11 protein-coding genes and 1 pseudogene are annotated in these 15522 nt (G+C 63.8%); 10 read left to right on the top strand and 2 right to left on the bottom strand.

Going from position 1 to position 15522, the window contains the following annotated elements; translation table 11 throughout:
* Nucleotides 1-145 precede the first annotated feature (145 nt).
* From nudB to B0G74_RS17280, 8 genes and pseudogenes are all read left to right on the top strand, one after another.
* Nucleotides 146-661 carry a dihydroneopterin triphosphate diphosphatase gene (gene nudB, locus B0G74_RS17315; protein WP_132376983.1) on the top strand — a complete coding sequence of 172 codons (516 nt, stop codon included), beginning with the start codon at nt 146-148 and terminating at the stop codon, nt 659-661.
* Nucleotides 658-1917 (top strand): cardiolipin synthase ClsB, encoded by a 1260-nt coding sequence (clsB, locus tag B0G74_RS17310; protein WP_132376066.1) that lies wholly within the window; start codon nt 658-660, stop codon nt 1915-1917. Before nudB ends, clsB begins: the two co-directional genes overlap by 4 nt.
* Nucleotides 1918-2017: 100 nt before the next feature.
* Nucleotides 2018-2254: pseudogene (locus B0G74_RS46680) on the top strand (hypothetical protein); the annotation flags it as partial.
* A gap of 423 nt (nt 2255-2677) precedes the next feature.
* Entirely contained in the window at nt 2678-3277 is a 600-nt protein-coding gene (locus tag B0G74_RS17300) for a TetR/AcrR family transcriptional regulator (protein ID WP_106282004.1), read from the top strand.
* Between the two features lie 98 nt (nt 3278-3375).
* Nucleotides 3376-5163 carry an acyl-CoA dehydrogenase C-terminal domain-containing protein gene (locus B0G74_RS17295; RefSeq protein WP_132376065.1) on the top strand — a complete coding sequence of 596 codons (1788 nt, stop codon included), beginning with the start codon at nt 3376-3378 and terminating at the stop codon, nt 5161-5163.
* A 138-nt stretch (nt 5164-5301) separates the two neighbouring features.
* Nucleotides 5302-7734: a 3-hydroxyacyl-CoA dehydrogenase/enoyl-CoA hydratase family protein gene (locus B0G74_RS17290; protein WP_132376064.1), complete on the top strand. Its 2433-nt coding sequence runs from the start codon at nt 5302-5304 to the stop codon at nt 7732-7734.
* 131 nt (nt 7735-7865) lie between these two features.
* Nucleotides 7866-9065 carry an acetyl-CoA C-acyltransferase gene (locus B0G74_RS17285; protein WP_132376063.1) on the top strand — a complete coding sequence of 400 codons (1200 nt, stop codon included), beginning with the start codon at nt 7866-7868 and terminating at the stop codon, nt 9063-9065.
* 142 nt (nt 9066-9207) lie between these two features.
* Nucleotides 9208-9978, top strand: coding sequence for an enoyl-CoA hydratase (locus B0G74_RS17280; protein ID WP_132376062.1), 771 nt, complete (start codon nt 9208-9210; stop codon nt 9976-9978).
* Between the two features lie 51 nt (nt 9979-10029).
* Here the strand turns inward: B0G74_RS17280 and fdhD are convergent, their stop codons facing one another.
* The gene (fdhD, locus tag B0G74_RS17275) at nt 10030-10869 is read right to left on the bottom strand and encodes a formate dehydrogenase accessory sulfurtransferase FdhD (RefSeq protein WP_132376061.1); all 840 of its coding nucleotides are present in this window, start codon (nt 10867-10869) and stop codon (nt 10030-10032) included.
* A gap of 149 nt (nt 10870-11018) precedes the next feature.
* Between fdhD and B0G74_RS17270 the strand changes: the two genes are divergently transcribed.
* Together B0G74_RS17270 and B0G74_RS17265 are read left to right on the top strand one after the other, a co-directional pair.
* Entirely contained in the window at nt 11019-11495 is a 477-nt protein-coding gene (locus B0G74_RS17270) for a nitrate reductase associated protein (protein WP_132376060.1), read from the top strand.
* 187 nt (nt 11496-11682) lie between these two features.
* Nucleotides 11683-14793, top strand: a complete 3111-nt coding sequence (locus B0G74_RS17265) for an EAL domain-containing protein (RefSeq protein WP_132376059.1) — start codon at nt 11683-11685, stop codon at nt 14791-14793.
* An 18-nt stretch (nt 14794-14811) separates the two neighbouring features.
* On the opposite strand, the gene B0G74_RS17260 is transcribed toward B0G74_RS17265, so the two are convergent.
* Nucleotides 14812-15426: a glutathione S-transferase family protein gene (locus B0G74_RS17260; RefSeq protein ID WP_132376058.1), complete on the bottom strand. Its 615-nt coding sequence runs from the start codon at nt 15424-15426 to the stop codon at nt 14812-14814.
* Nucleotides 15427-15522: the final 96 nt, after the last annotated feature.

Genomic DNA, 15522 nt, shown 5'->3' with positions numbered 1-15522 from the left:
GAAAAACGACAGCGGAAGCAATCGAAAAAGGCGCGTCATGCGCCTTTTTCGTTTTTTGCGTTACAGTCGATGCAACTGCGTTCGACCGTTTCCTGGACCAATCTCCGACATGTACCGCGCAAGCGTTGCGCCCAGTTTTCACGCCATGCCGAAACCGCCGAAGATTCCGCAATCCGTACTCGTCATCATCCATACGCCCGCGCTTGACGTGCTGCTGATCGAGCGCGCCGATCACGCCGGTTTCTGGCAGTCGGTCACGGGTTCCAAAGACCGGCTCGATGAGCCGCTCGCCGAGACGGCGACGCGCGAGGTCGGCGAAGAGACCGGCATCGTGGTGGGCAGCGCGCAAGTGCCGCATAGCGCGTTGTTCGATTGGCAATATTCGATCGAATACGAGATCTACCCGGAGTTCCGCTATCGCTATGCCGAAGGCGTGATCCACAACACCGAGCACTGGTTCAGCCTGCAAGTGCCGGAGCAACTCGAGGTCACGCTGGCGCCGCGCGAGCACACCGCATTTCTGTGGCTGCCGTATGACGAGGCGGCGTGGCGCTGCTTTTCGTCGTCGAATGCCGATGCGATCCTGCAGTTGCCTAAAAGGCTGCATGGGCGGTTCAGTGGGCGTCCCGACGTTGGGCATCCCACGGAGCGTGGCCGGTGAGCGTCGGCGGCGCGCGCCGCTTCGCCCGACTGCGGCAATCGCTGCTCGGCCGCCGCTATTGGCAGCGTTACCGCTTCACCAGCGGCAACGACGTCAAGCTGCTGCGTTCCGGCGATGAGTTCTTCAGCGCGCTGATCGCGCGTGTGGATGCCGCGCAGAGCGACGTGGTGCTCGAAACGTATATCTTCTGCTACGACAACGCCGGGCAGGCGGTCAGCGCCGCGTTGCTGCGCGCCGCCGCGCGCGGCGTCAAGGTGCGCGTGATCACCGACGGCATCGGCACCGAGCGTTTGCCGATGTTTAACGAGTGGCCCGTCGCCGGCATCGACCATCGCATCTACAACCCGCACCTGTTCGGCCGCTTCGGCTTCTCGCGCACGCATCGCAAACTGGCGGTGATCGACGATCAGTTCGCGTACTGCGGCGGCATCAATATCGTCGACGATTACGAGAACAATGGCGAGAAGCTGCCGTACCGGCGCTGGGACTTCGCGGTCGAATTGCACGGGCCGGTGGTCGCCGATATCCGCCAGGCGTTCGAGGTGCAGTGGCGGCGGATTCGACTTGGGCATCGGCCGATCGAGTCCATGGAGCCGGACCTCGGGCCGAAGACCACGGCCTCGCTCGGCAGCCTGCGGCGCAGGCGCCGGCGTCGTAACGAGGAATTGTGGGCGGGCGGTCAGCCCTGTGTAGCGTTCGTCGCGCGCGACAACCTGATCAACCGGCGCGCTATCGAGAAAGCGTATCTGGCGGCGATCGGCCAGGCGCGCACCGAAGTGCTGCTCGCCAATCCGTATTTCATGCCGGGGCGCAAGCTGCGGCGCGCGCTGGTGTTCGCGGCGCGACGCGGTGTGGTGGTGAAGCTCATCATCGGGCGCAAGGAATTCAAGGCGCTCGATTACGCGGTGCCGTTTCTCTATCGCGCGTTGCTCAAGGCCGGCGTGCAGATCGCCGAGTACGAGAAAACGCTGCTGCACGGCAAGGTCGCGGTGGTGGATTCGAACTGGGCGACGGTCGGCTCGTCGAACCTCGACGCGCTGAGCCTGATGCTCAACAACGAAGCCAATGTGGTGCTGGTGAACGACCCGTCGATCGACGCGTTGCGTGAAGCGATCCTCGTCGCCTTCAAGGACTCGCGCCGTATCGACGAAGCGCGCTACGACGCCCGGCCGGCCGGTGAGCGCGCGCTCAACTGGCTCGCCTACACGACCTACCGGGCCGTGATGAAGTTGCTGACGGTGGGTGGCTACGACTGACTCGCGGAAATGCGTTTGCGACCAACGCCTAGTAGGCACGAAGCGGCTCGAGCGCAATGCTTGGGCCGCTTTGCTTTGCATCGAAGGACGGCGGGCCGCAGTGATCGCCGTCGATACTTCGGCAGCCCATCTTGCCGCGGCGATGGGTAAAGCCCCGGTCTAGCTGCTCAACCGTTTCGCGGGAAGCTGGCGCTGGCTGTATGGCGGGGACGACAGCCCGTGGTATCCCGGATTGCGTCTTTTCACCCAGATGCGGCGTGGTGACCGCAACGATGTGCTGACGCGAGCTGCCGCGGCGCTTACGCAAACTTTCCCAGCGCACGACAACGCGTCCTGACGCGATCTTCTTTCATCCTCCATGTTCCGATCGAGCAAGCCTGACACGGCGGCAACGCCACGTCAGGCCTGCGTCTAACGAAACTATCGACGGCCATTCCACCCGGCAATCCCAGCACCGCGTCGTCCTTCCAATACCCGCGATACGTCAAACGCTTCTGCATTCGCACCGACTTGCTGCATCATGTCGGCCGGCTGCGTTAATCAGAAGAAAGCGTGCACTTAGGCGGGCAACCCCTGTCTCAAGGCAAACTTCAGGCAAACGCCTCTAAAAAATCTCATTCCTCTGATTGACGGATGCCGCAGAATTGAAACCAGGTTAGAAACCGGTTTCTAATAAAGTCCTTGTTTCGCGGACGGCGGCACTCAATAATAGTACGGCCGTTCGATTTTTCTTTCGGTCACATTAGAACGGTAAAAAGCTATGCGAAAAGGCGAACAGACGCGAGCCGCAATTCTCGACGCAGCACTTGACCTGGCAAGCCGCGACGGACTGGAAGGTCTGACGATCGGGCTGCTGGCTGAGCGCATGCAGATGAGCAAAAGCGGGGTGTTCGCGCATTTCGGGTCGCGCGAGGACTTGCAGGTCGAAGTCGTGCGCGAATATCACCGTCGTTTCGAAGACGAGGTGTTTTTCCCGAGTTTGCGCGAGCCTCGTGGATTGCCGCGCTTGCGCGCGATGATTTCCCGCTGGATCGAGAAGCGCATTCAGGAAGTCACCACCGGTTGCATCTACATCAGCGGCGCCGTCGAGTACGACGACCGCGCGGATAACCCGGTGCGTGAGCAACTGGTGTCGAGCGTGACGGTCTGGCGTGCGGCGCTCACGCGCGCGATTTCGCAGGCAATGGAAGAAGGGCATCTGCGTGCCGACACCGATCCGCAACTGATGCTGTTCGAACTGTACAGCTTCACGCTCGGTCTGCATCACGACGCGCGCTTCCTGCACTTGCCGGATGCGGTGCGTCTCACGTGGGCCGCGCTGGAAAAATTGATTGTTTCGTATCAAAGCGAAAGCCGTTAGCAGCGCCGCCGCCAATCAGGCGGATTCAGCGGCGCAGAAAGCTCCGATCCACGGACTCGGCTAACGGCCTGGCTTCTTGTCAAACTTGGGAGAGAGTCATGGGACAGTACGCCGCGCCGCTGCGCGACATGCAATTCGTGTTGCACGAACTGCTTAACGTCGAAGCCGAAATCAAGCAGATGCCGAAGCACGCGGATCTCGATGCCGACACCATCAATGCGGTGCTCGAGGAAGCCGGCAAGTTCTGCTCGGAAGTACTGTTCCCGCTCAACCACAGCGGCGATCAGGAAGGCTGCACGTACGCCGGCGACGGCGTCGTGACCACGCCGAAGGGCTTCAAGGAAGCCTACAAACAATACGTCGAAGCCGGTTGGCCCGCACTGGGTTGCGATCCGGAATATGGCGGCCAGGGCCTGCCCGCGTTCGTCAACAACGCGCTGTATGAAATGCTGAACTCGGCGAATCAGGCGTGGACCATGTACCCGGGCCTCTCGCACGGCGCGTACGAATGTCTGCACGCGCACGGCACGCCGGAGCTGCAACAGCGCTATTTGCCGAAGCTGGTCGCGGGCGTCTGGACCGGCACGATGTGTCTGACCGAGCCGCATTGCGGCACCGACCTCGGCATTCTGCGCACCAAGGCCGAGCCGAACAGCGACGGCTCCTACGCGATCAGCGGCACGAAGATCTTCATCTCCAGCGGCGAACACGATCTCGCGGAGAACATCGTTCACCTGGTGCTCGCGCGTCTGCCGGATGCGCCCAAGGGCACCAAGGGCATTTCGCTTTTCATCGTGCCGAAGTTCGTGCCCAACGATGCGGGCGAACCGGGTGAGCGCAACGGCGTGAAGTGCGGCTCCATCGAACACAAGATGGGCATTCACGGCAACGCCACCTGCGTGATCAATCTCGACAACGCCAAGGGTTGGCTCGTCGGCGAGCCGAACAAGGGCTTGAACGCGATGTTCGTGATGATGAACGCGGCGCGCCTGGGCGTCGGCATGCAGAGCCTCGGCCTGACCGAAATCGGTTACCAGAACTCGCTGACGTACGCGAAAGAGCGTCTGCAAATGCGTTCGCTGACCGGCCCGAAGGCGCCCGAAAAGGCGGCCGACCCGATCATCGTGCACCCGGACGTGCGCCGCATGCTGCTCACGCAGAAGGCCTACGCCGAAGCCGCGCGCGCCTTCTCGTACTGGTCCGCGCTGCATATCGACAAGGAACTGTCGCACGCTGACGAATCGGTGCGCAAGGAAGCCGCCGACCTCGTCGCGCTGCTGACGCCGATCCTGAAGGCGTTCCTGTCGGACAACGCGTTCGAGAGCACCAATCACGCCATGCAGATCTACGGCGGCCACGGCTTTATCGCCGAGTGGGGCATGGAGCAGTACGTGCGCGACGCGCGCATCAACATGATCTACGAAGGCACCAACGCGATCCAGGCGCTCGACCTGCTCGGCCGCAAGATCCTCGGCGACATGGGCGCGAAGATGAAGAAGTTCGGCAAGCTGGTGTCGGATTTCGTCGAAGCGGAAGGCGTGAAGCCGGAGATGCAGGAGTTCATCAACCCGCTCGCCGACATCGGCGAAAAGGTGCAGAAGCTGACGATGGAAATCGGCATGAAGGCCATGCAGAACCCGGACGAAGTGGGCGCCGCCGCCGTGCCGTATCTGCGCACCGTCGGCCATCTGGTGTTCTCGTATTTCTGGGCCCGCATGGCACGCGTCGCGCTCGACAAGGAAGCCTCGGGCGATCCGTTCTACAAGGCGAAGCTCGCCACGGCTCGCTTCTACTTCGCCAAGCTGCTGCCGGAAACGGCGATGACGATTCGTCAGGCACGCGCCGGCTCGAAGTCGATGATGGACCTCGAAGAAGCGCTGTTCTAAGCCGCTGTTTTCAAGCGCCAGGCAAACACATCAAGGCAGGCGCCGCGCGTGTCGAACCCGCGGCGCCTGCCGTCAGCCACACATCGCGAAGCGTCCCATGAAGCTTCGCGACATCGCATAACTCCCCGGAGGAACGACGTGAGCAATCTGATCATTCGCAAGGTAGCCGTGCTCGGCGCCGGCGTGATGGGCGCGCAGATCGCCGCGCACCTGATCAACGCCAAGGTGCCCGTGCTGCTGTTCGATCTGCCTGCAAAAGAAGGCCCGAAGAACGCGATCGCGCTGAAGGCGATCGAGAACCTGAAGAAGCTGTCGCCGGCGCCCTTCGGCGTGAAGGACGACGCGCAATACATCCAGCCCGCGAACTACGACGACGACATCGAAAAGCTCGCCGAATGCGACCTCGTGATCGAAGCGATCGCCGAACGCATGGACTGGAAGCACGACCTGTACAAGAAGGTCGCGCCGCATCTAGCGCCGAACGCGATTTTCGCCACCAACACGTCGGGTCTGTCGATCACCGCGCTCTCCGATGGTTTCTCGGATGAACTGAAGGCGCGCTTCTGCGGCGTGCACTTCTTCAATCCGCCGCGCTACATGCACCTGGTCGAACTGATCCCGACCGCGACCACGCGCCCGGAAATCCTCGATCAACTCGAGTCGTTCCTGACCAGCGTGGTCGGCAAGGGCGTCGTGCGCGCGAAAGACACGCCGAACTTCATCGCCAATCGCGTCGGGATTTTCTCGATCCTCGCCGTCGTGACCGAAGCCGCCAAATTCGGCCTGCGTTTCGACGAAGTGGACGACCTGACGGGAGCGCGTCTGGGCCGCGCGAAGTCGGCCACGTTCCGTACCGCCGACGTGGTCGGTCTGGACACGATGGCGCACGTCATCAAGACGATGCAGGACACGCTGAAGGACGACCCGTTCTTCCCGGTCTACGAAACGCCGGCCGTGCTGGCCGAACTCGTGAAGAAGGGCGCGCTGGGTCAGAAGACCGGCGGCGGCTTCTACAAGAAGGAAGGCAAGGCGATCAAGGTGCTCGACCCGAAGACGGGTGAGTACGTCGACGGCGGCGCCAAGGCGGACGAACTGGTCGGCCGCATTCTGAAGCGCCCGCCGGCGGAACGTCTGAAGCTGCTGCGCGAATCGCAGCATCCGCAGGCTCAGTTCCTGTGGGCGATTTTCCGCGATGTGTATCACTACATCGGCGTGCATCTGGAATCGATCGCCGACAACGCGCGCGACGTCGATCTGGCGATCCGTTGGGGCTTTGGCTGGAACGAAGGTCCCTTCGAAGGCTGGCAGACGGCCGGCTGGAAGCAGGTCGCCGAATGGGTGCAGGAAGATATCGCGGCCGGCAAGGCGCTCTCGAACGTGCCGCTGCCGTCGTGGGTGCTGGAAGGTCCAGTGGCCGAGCAGGGCGGTGTGCATACGAACGAAGGTTCGTGGTCGCCGGCTTCGAAGACCTTCGTGCCGCGCTCGTCGCTGTCGGTCTACGACAAGCAGGTGTTCCGTGCACCGCTGGTCGGCGAAACCGCTGATCCGAAGACCTACGGCAAGACGCTGTTCGAAACCGACGCTGTGCGCGCCTGGGTCGACGATCGCGCCGGCGAGAACGACGTGCTGATCGTGTCGTTCAAGAGCAAGATGAATACGATCGGACCGTCGGTGATCGACGGTCTGACGCAGGCGATCGAACTGGCCGAAAAAGACTACAAGGGTCTCGTGGTGTGGCAGCCGACGTCGCTGAAACTCGGCACGCCGGGCGGCCCGTTCTCCGCGGGCGCCAACCTCGAAGAGGCAATGCCGGCGTTCATGATGGGCGGCGCGAAGGGCATCGAGCCGTTCGTGAAGAAATTCCAGCAAGGCATGCTGCGCGTGAAGTACGCGAGCGTGCCGGTAATCTCGGCCGTGTCGGGCATCGCGCTCGGTGGCGGCTGCGAGCTGGCGCTGCATAGCGCGAAGCGGGTCGCGCACATCGAAAGCTATCTCGGTCTGGTGGAAGTCGGCGTGGGTCTCGTGCCCGCGGGCGGCGGCCTGAAGGAAGCGGCATTGCGCGCGGCTGAAGCCGCGACGCAAGTGGGCGCGACCAACGACCTGCTCAAGTTCGTGCAGAAGTCGTTCGAAAACGCGGCGATGGCGAAGGTCTCGGCCTCCGCGCTCGACGCCCGCGCGATGGGCTATCTGAAGCCGTCCGACACGATCGTCTTCAACGTGTTCGAACTGCTCGACGTCGCGAAGAAGGAAGCGCGCGCGTTGTCGGCGTCGGGTTATCGTCCGCCGCTGCGTGTGACGCAGGTGCCGGTGGCCGGCCGTTCGGCGATCGCGACCATCAAGGCGTCGCTCGTCAATATGCGCGATGGCCGGTTCATCAGCGAGCACGATTTCCTGATCGCGAGCCGTATCGCGGAAGCGGTGTGCGGCGGCGACGTGGAGGCGGGCAGTCTGGTCGATGAAGAATGGCTGCTACAACTCGAGCGTCGTGCGTTCGTTGATCTGCTCGGCACGCAAAAGACGCAGGAACGGATCATGGGCATGCTGCAAACCGGCAAGCCGGTGCGTAACTAAGCGACCAACGCGATAAGACTGCATGGGACCAGAGTAAGCGCTAAAGCGCTAACTCTGGTCGACCGCGATGAGACTGCATGGGACCAGAGTAAGCGCTAAAGCGCTAACTCTGGTCGACAAAGGAGCTTCAAATGGCAAAGCAATTGCAAGACGCATACATCGTCGCCGCGAGCCGTACGCCGATCGGCAAGGCGCCGCGCGGGATGTTCAAGAACACGCGCCCGGACGAACTGCTAGTGCACGCGATCAAGTCAGCCGTGGCGCAAGTGCCCGGCCTCGACACGAAGGTGATCGAAGACGCGATCATCGGCTGTGCGATTCCGGAAGCGGAACAAGGGCTGAACGTCGCGCGCATGGGCGCGCTGCTGGCCGGTCTGCCGAATAGCGTCGGCGGCGTGACGGTGAACCGCTTCTGCGCATCGGGCCTGACCGCGCTCGCCATGGCCGCCGACCGCATCCGCGTCGGCGAGTCGGACGCAATGATCGCGGGCGGCTGCGAGTCGATGAGCATGGTGCCGATGATGGGCAACAAGCCGTCCATGTCGCCGCATATCTTCGATCGCAATGAAGACATCGGCATTGCCTACGGCATGGGCCTGACAGCGGAGAAAGTCGCCGAGCGCTGGAAGATCAGCCGCGAGGCGCAAGACGCGTTCTCGGTCGAATCGCACCGCCGTGCGATCGCCGCGCAGCAAGCCGGCGAGTTCAACGACGAAATCGCCGCCTACACGATCACGGAGCGCTTCCCGGATCTCGCCACCGGCGAAGTCCGCGTGAAGACCCGCGAAGTGTCGCTCGACGAAGGTCCGCGCGCGGAAACCTCGCTCGAAGGTCTGGCCAAGCTGCGCGCGGTGTTCGCCAACAAGGGTTCGGTGACGGCGGGCAACAGCTCGCAGACGTCGGACGGCGCGGGCGCGTTGATCGTGGTGTCGGAAAAAATGCTGAAGGAATTCAACCTGACGCCGCTCGCGCGTTTCGTCAGCTTCGCCGTGCGCGGCGTGCCGCCGGAAATCATGGGCATCGGTCCGAAGGAAGCGATTCCGGCCGCACTGAAGGCCGCCGGCCTGAAGATCGACGACCTCGACTGGATCGAGCTGAACGAGGCATTCGCCGCGCAATCGCTAGCGGTGATTCAGGACCTCGGTCTCGATCCGGCGAAAATCAACCCGCTCGGCGGCGCGATCGCCCTCGGCCATCCGCTGGGTGCGACGGGCGCGATTCGTGCGTCGACCGTGGTGCATGGCTTGCGCCGCCGTAACTACAAGTACGGCATGGTGACGATGTGCGTCGGCACGGGCATGGGCGCGGCGGGCATCATCGAGCGCCTGTAAGCATGTTCACCCCGGCGTTCACTCCGGTGGTCGCTTCGGTTCCAGAGGGAAGCCCAAGGGCGACCCGCTAAGAACCGCGGAACGGTTCGCAGGCCACCCAGCTTGCGAACCGTTTTTACATTTTCAGCAGGAGGACGAGGAGATGACGATGGATATCCTGGTCGAGCGCGCCGACGGCGTGCTGACGATTGCCTTCAACCGGCCCGACAGGAAAAACGCGATTACGGCCGCGATGTACCAGACGATGGCGGACGCGCTGGTCGAAGCGCAAGGCGACGCGTCCGTGCGCGCCATCCTGATTCGCGGCAGCGCGGGTATTTTCAGCGCCGGCAACGATCTCGAAGATTTCATGAAGACGCCGCCGATGGGCGAAAACGCGCCGGTGTTCCAGTTCCTGCGCGCGATCAGCTCGGCGGAGCAGCCGGTGGTGGCGTCGGTGGCGGGGCCGGCGGTCGGCATCGGCACGACCTTGTTGCTGCATTGCGACCTGGTCTACGCGGCCGACACCGCGAGCTTCTCGCTGCCGTTCACGCAACTCGGCCTCTGTCCGGAAGCGGCGTCGAGCCTGCTGTTGCAGCGCGTGGCCGGCTACCAGGCGGCGGCGGAGAAACTGCTGCTCGGCGAAGCATTCGACGCCGCCGAAGCGCTGCGCATGGGTTTCGTGAATCGCCTGCTGCCCGCGGTCGAAGTCGACGCGTTCGCTGTTTCGCAAGTCGCGAAGCTGGCTGCGTTGCCGGCTTCGTCGCTGCGCGTGACGAAAAGTTTGATGAAGCGCGCGAGCCATCAGGAATTGCGAACGCAGATGTCCGAAGAAGCCGTGCATTTCGGCAAGATGCTGCTCGCGCCCGAAGCACGCGAGGCGTTCAAGGCGTTCTTCGAGAAGCGCAAGCCGGACTTCCGGCAATTCGACTGAGTGCCGTGCCTGAGCGCGTCGGGCGCTTAGGTATGCAGCCGCTTCAACCGCTCAAGGCTGCGCCGGCTGCAACGTATCGTAGTCGACGTAGCTTTTCTCGCGGCAGAAGCTCACCAGCCGCACGCCCGCCTTGCGGGCAATCGCAATCGCCAGCGACGACGGCGCCGAGATCGTGGCGACCATCGGCACGTCGACGCGCGCGGCCTTGCGCACCAGCTCGTAGCTGGCGCGGCTCGACAGAAACACAAAGCCTTCCCTGGTATCGACGCGATCGAGCACGAGCTGGCCGATCAGCTTATCGAGCGCATTGTGGCGGCCGACGTCTTCGAACGCATAGCGGATCGCGCCCGCCGCGTCGCACCACGCGGCGGCGTGCAGGCCGCCGGTCAGCCGCGTCAGCGCCTGATGCTCGGGCAATTCGCGGGCGGCGCGCGCGATCGCGTCCGGCGCGAGCCGTTGCAGAAAACCGGTGTCCGGCACACGCTCCGGTTCCAGATCCAGCAGATCGATGCTTTCGATGCCGCACACGCCGCAACCGGTGCGCCCGGCGAGCGCGCGACGCTTTTCCTTCAACGCGACGAACGCCTGCTGCACCACCTGTAACTGCACTTCGGCATGCGGCAATTCGCCGTCATCATGCAGCTCGACCTCGATGTCCTGAATGTCGCTGCCGCGCCCCACGATCCCTTCTGAAATCGCGAATCCGACCGCGAACGCCTCCAGATCGCGCGGCGTGCACATCATCACCGCGTGCGAAATGCCGTTGAAGACGAGCGCGACCGGCCACTCCTGACCGACGTGGTCGGTGACGGTTTCGACCGCCGCGCCGCGGTGCCGGCGCACCTGGCGCTCCACGGCGCCCGGCTGCCCGGCTGTTTCCAGTTCGTTCAAGCTAGTTCACTCCTTTGCCATGCTGCGCGCGTGTGGGCGGTTGGCGGCCCGGTATGTTGCCGCCGGCCATGCCGCCGTCGCGCGAATAAGGTTCTAAAATACCCCAAGCTGGGCTTGCGTGTTGCCCGCCATCCACGAGGGACATTGTCATGGGACTCAACGAAGCACCGCTTCTGTTCAACTTCGAGGTCGAGTCTTCGGAGAATTTCACCTACATCCCGATGTCGGTACGCTTCAATCTCGACCGGTTCGGGCTGCGCATCTCGCTCGATCAATGGCAAACGCTGCCGCTCGAAGACCGCAAGCTGCTGGCGCGTTTCCCGGTCGAGGAAGACGCGGAGATCGAGCCGAATTTCGATCATGCCCTGTTCGAAATGCTGCGTACCCACGCGAACATCGAGCCGGAGTGGTTCACGCCCGAGGACGCGCCCGCCTGGCGCCGCACGGACAGTGTGCCGGACGGCATCGCGCATCAGGCGCAACTGGCCGGTCTCGCCGCGCCGGGCGTCGCCCAGTGGGCCGAACTGGAGCCTTTCAAGCGCTACGTGCTCGCCAAGCTGTCGCGCAAGCCGGAGGCCAATCACGACTTCGTCCCGGCCATGAAGGAATTCGGCGCGGCCGGCTAGGCGCGGCCGGCTAGGCGCGGCCGGCTAGGCGCGACCCGCCAGTTTTTTTCACTCGTTACCCTCAATCTGTTCCGAACTCTGCCGTTATCCATGGGTTGGCGCGTAAAGAGTCTCGGTATCGATGCGGCCCGACGCATCGAAAGCGACCGCGCGCTCCCGCCCGTAGAACGATTGACGTTCGGAACCCATGACTCCTTTTTTATCGAAGCGGCTGCTGATCAACCTGGCGGTCGTTGCCGCGGCGATCGGCGCGAACGCGTTCGTCGCTTATACGCAGATTTGCGGCCAACGCGACGCTGATGCGCGCATGCTGCGTTCGACGAGCGTGCGCGAGGATCTCGACGCCTACCGGGCGGTGCTTGACGGCGGCCTTGCCGCGCTCGGCCGCTTCGAGGCGTCGGGCGAGGCGGCGCCGGCTGGCGCGGCCACCGCCATGGCGACCACGCTCGCGGGTCTGGAGCGCGATCTGCGCCGTGAACTGGCCGGCGAGCCCGCCATGCTCGACGCACTCGCGAAGCTGAGCGCGGACAGCCACGCGTTGCAACACGACATTGACGACGCGCTGCTCCAGAGCGGCAATGCCGTGCCGGACGCCTCGCGTGCGTGGGCGGCCTCGACTTACACCCATCTCGGGCTCGGCCTGGATCGCGTCGAAGACGGCCTCGCGGCACTGCGCGGCGCGGAGAGCCGCGCCTTGCAGGCGTCGCTCGCGGCCTCGGCGAGCGAAACGCAGCGGGCCATGTTCCTGCTGATCGTGACCATGCTGGGCGGCAGCGTGCTGCTGATCTTCACGTTCGGCGCCCGCGAAAACAGCGCGCGCGAGAAGCTGCGCACCGTGCGCGCGCTCGGCCGCCACGACGAACGCTTTCGCGGCCTGTTCGACGACCATCCGGTGCCGATGTACATCTTCGATCGCGAGACGCTGCGTTTTCTCGCCGTCAACGCGGCCGCGATCCAGCAATACGGCTACACCGAAAGCGAATTTCTCGGCATGACGATTCGCACGATCCGGCCGAACGGCGAAATCTCGCGTCTCGAATCGCATATGCAGCGCAGCGACGCGGGCCAGCACGGCCGCACCATGGCGGGCATCTGGCATCACCGGCGCAAGGACGGCTCGACGATCAGCGCCGACATTTCGTATCACGCGCTGAACTTCATGGGCCGCGCCGCGTTTTTCGTGCTGGCCGACGACGTCACCGACCAGATCAACGCCGAAGCCGAAGCGCACCGTTCGAACCAGATGCTCGAAGCGGTGATCGACAATATTCCGCAGCGCATTTTCTGGAAGGACATGGAGTCGCGCTATCTCGGCTGCAACATGGCGTTCGCGCGCGATGCAGGGCTCGCATATCCCGAGCAGGTGGTGGGCAAGAGCGACGCCGACATGCCGTGGCGCGACTTCTCGACGCTGCTGAACGACCACGACAAGGAAGTGGTGAGCACCGGCGTGCCGAAGATGAACTTCGAAGTCGATCTGGTGATCGACGGCGTGCACCGCACCACGGTCACGAGCAAGCTGCCGTTCACCGACGGCGACGGCCGCGTGATCGGCGTGCTCGGTTCCTACACGGACATCACCGAGCGCAAGCGCGCCGATCTTGCCTTGCGTCTGCAAAGCCGCGCGCTCGATGCCAGCGTCAACGCGATTCTGATCACCGCGCCGTCGCCGACCGGCAATCTGATCGAGTACGTGAACCCGGCGTTCATGCGCATTACCGGCTATGACCCCGCCGAGGTGATCGGCCACGATTGCCGCGTTCTGCAGCGCGACGACCGCGAGCAGGAAGGCGTCGCGCTGATCCGTCAGGCGCTCGCGGCGAACCGCGAAGTCAGCGCGGTGGTGCGCAACTATCGCAAGGACGGCGCCCTGTTCTGGAATCAGCTTTTCATCGCGCCGGTGCCGAATCAGGAGGGGGTGATCACGCATCACATCGGCGTGATCAACGACGTGACCGATCTGATGCGCTATCAGGAACAGCTCGAATACCAGGCCAACTACGACAGCCTCACGCGCCTGCCGAACCGCAATCTGCTGCGCGACCGCTTGCAGCATGCGTTGATCGTCGCGCAACGGCATCACAAGGGCGTCGCGGTCGTGTTCATCGATCTGGACGGCTTCAAGAACGTCAACGACAGCCTCGGCCACAGTGTCGGCGATCGTCTGCTGAGCGTGGTCGCCGAGCGTCTCGCGCGCTGCACGCGTACCAGCGACACGGTGGCGCGGCACGGCGGCGACGAGTTCGTGATCGTGATGACCGACACCGTCGACGAACAGTCGCTGATCGCGTGGATGGAGCGGGTGCGCGCGTCGATCTCCGAGCCGGTGTGGCTCGACGGCACCGAGCTGTATGTTGGATGCAGCATGGGTGCGAGCCTGTTCCCGCAAGACGGCGAGGACGCCGAAACGCTGATGAAGAAGGCCGACCTCGCGATGTATCGCGCGAAGGACATGGGCCGCAACACGTTCCAGTTCTATCAGCCGGAGATGAACGCGAGTGCGGGCGCGCGCCTGAATCTGGAGCGGCGTTTGCGCCGTGCTTTGCGCGACAACGAATTCCTGTTGCACTACCAGCCGCAAGTGGATATCGAGAGCGGACAGATTGTCGGCACCGAGGCGCTGGTGCGCTGGCGCGATCCGGAAGTCGGACTGGTGCCGCCGTCGTCGTTCATTCCGGTCGCGGAAGAAAGCGGGCTGATCGGGCCGCTCTCGGAGTGGGTGCTGCGCGAGGCGTGCCGCCAGAACAAGGCCTGGCAGGACGAGGGTTTGCCGCCGGCGCGGGTTTCGGTGAATCTGTCGGCGCGGGTGTTCCAGCAACGCGATATCGCCAAGCTGGTCATGCAGGTGCTGGCCGAGACCGGCCTCGAGCCGCAGTACCTCGAACTCGAATTGACCGAAAGCACCATCATGCGCAATGCCGAAGAAGCGGTGTCGATGCTCAACGAACTGCATGCGCTCGGCATCGGCCTTGCCATCGACGACTTCGGCACCGGCTATTCGAGCCTCAGCTATCTGAAGCGCTTCCCGGTGGATCGGCTGAAGATCGACCGCTCGTTCGTCTCCGACATCGGCGTGTCGGGCGACGACGAGACGATCACCTCGGCGATCATCGCGCTCGCGCATTCGCTGAAGTTGCAGGTGATCGCCGAAGGCGTGGAGACGTCCGCGCAACTCGACTTCCTGAAAGAGCGCGCGTGCGACGAGATGCAAGGGTTCTACTTCGCGAAGCCGTTGTCGACGGACGCAATTTCCGAGTTGCTGCAAGGCGCCGTGGGGCGCGAGCTCGCGACGGTTTGAGCGCTCGCGCGGCGGCGCTTACTCTGCCGGTGTGTCCAGGAAAACCGGCAGACCTTCCGCCAGTTCGGAGAACGACTGCAGGAAGGGATGCTCCGTCTTGCTGACCATCCCCGGCAGCATCATCTGCGTGAAGTGCCAGGCGACCGCCACGGTGACGTCGGCTGCGTCGAACTGGCTGGCTTCGATCGGCAGCGCCGCCGCCGCGAGCTCGCGTTCGAGTTCGGCGTAAGCGGCGAACAACTGCGTGCTCACGCGATCCACCCACGGCTCATGCTGCTTCTCCGCCGGCCGCAGATTGCGTTCGTAGACGATCTGCACGCTCTTCTCGCACGCGGCGAGCGCGAGGCCCGTGAGGCGGGCGGCGCGCAAGGCGGCGTCGGGCCGCGTCGGCAACAGCCGCTGGTTCGGCCCGGCGAGCGTGGCGAGGTACTGGAGAATCACCGTCGAGTCCATCACGGTCTGCCCGTTGTCGGCGATCAGCGTGGGCGCCTTGACGACAGGGTTGATTCTCGCGAACTGGTCGTAGGTGCTGAACACCGAGATCGACTCGTGCTCGAAGTCGAGCTTCAGCAACTTGAGGCAGATAGCGACCCGGCGTACGTAGGGCGAATCCAGCATTCCGATCAGTTTCATCTCATTCCCGTTAGAACATCTATCATGGCGCGCCCGAGCCTCGTGGCCGCGTGGTTCCCCTGCCTACATGGGGCAGGGCGCATCGAACCGATAGAT

The sequence above is a fragment of the Paraburkholderia sp. BL9I2N2 genome (genome assembly GCF_004339745.1).
Lineage (GTDB): Bacteria > Pseudomonadota > Gammaproteobacteria > Burkholderiales > Burkholderiaceae > Paraburkholderia.
The sequence above is the reverse complement of the archived record's forward strand: the minus strand, read 5'-3'. Positions and strand labels throughout refer to the sequence as shown.

Bases quoted from the DNA above. Each gene is read 5' to 3' on its own strand.
- B0G74_RS17265 (WP_132376059.1), top strand. From the start codon at position 11,683: ATGACTCCTTTTTTATCGAAGCGGCTGCTGATCAACCTGGCGGTCGTT.
- B0G74_RS17260 (WP_132376058.1), bottom strand. From the start codon at position 15,426: ATGAAACTGATCGGAATGCTGGATTCGCCCTACGTACGCCGGGTCGCT.
- B0G74_RS17285 (WP_132376063.1), top strand. From the start codon at position 7,866: ATGGCAAAGCAATTGCAAGACGCATACATCGTCGCCGCGAGCCGTACG.
- B0G74_RS17270 (WP_132376060.1), top strand. From the start codon at position 11,019: ATGGGACTCAACGAAGCACCGCTTCTGTTCAACTTCGAGGTCGAGTCT.
- nudB (WP_132376983.1), top strand. From the start codon at position 146: ATGCCGAAACCGCCGAAGATTCCGCAATCCGTACTCGTCATCATCCAT.
- B0G74_RS17300 (WP_106282004.1), top strand. From the start codon at position 2,678: ATGCGAAAAGGCGAACAGACGCGAGCCGCAATTCTCGACGCAGCACTT.
- B0G74_RS17280 (WP_132376062.1), top strand. From the start codon at position 9,208: ATGACGATGGATATCCTGGTCGAGCGCGCCGACGGCGTGCTGACGATT.
- B0G74_RS17295 (WP_132376065.1), top strand. From the start codon at position 3,376: ATGGGACAGTACGCCGCGCCGCTGCGCGACATGCAATTCGTGTTGCAC.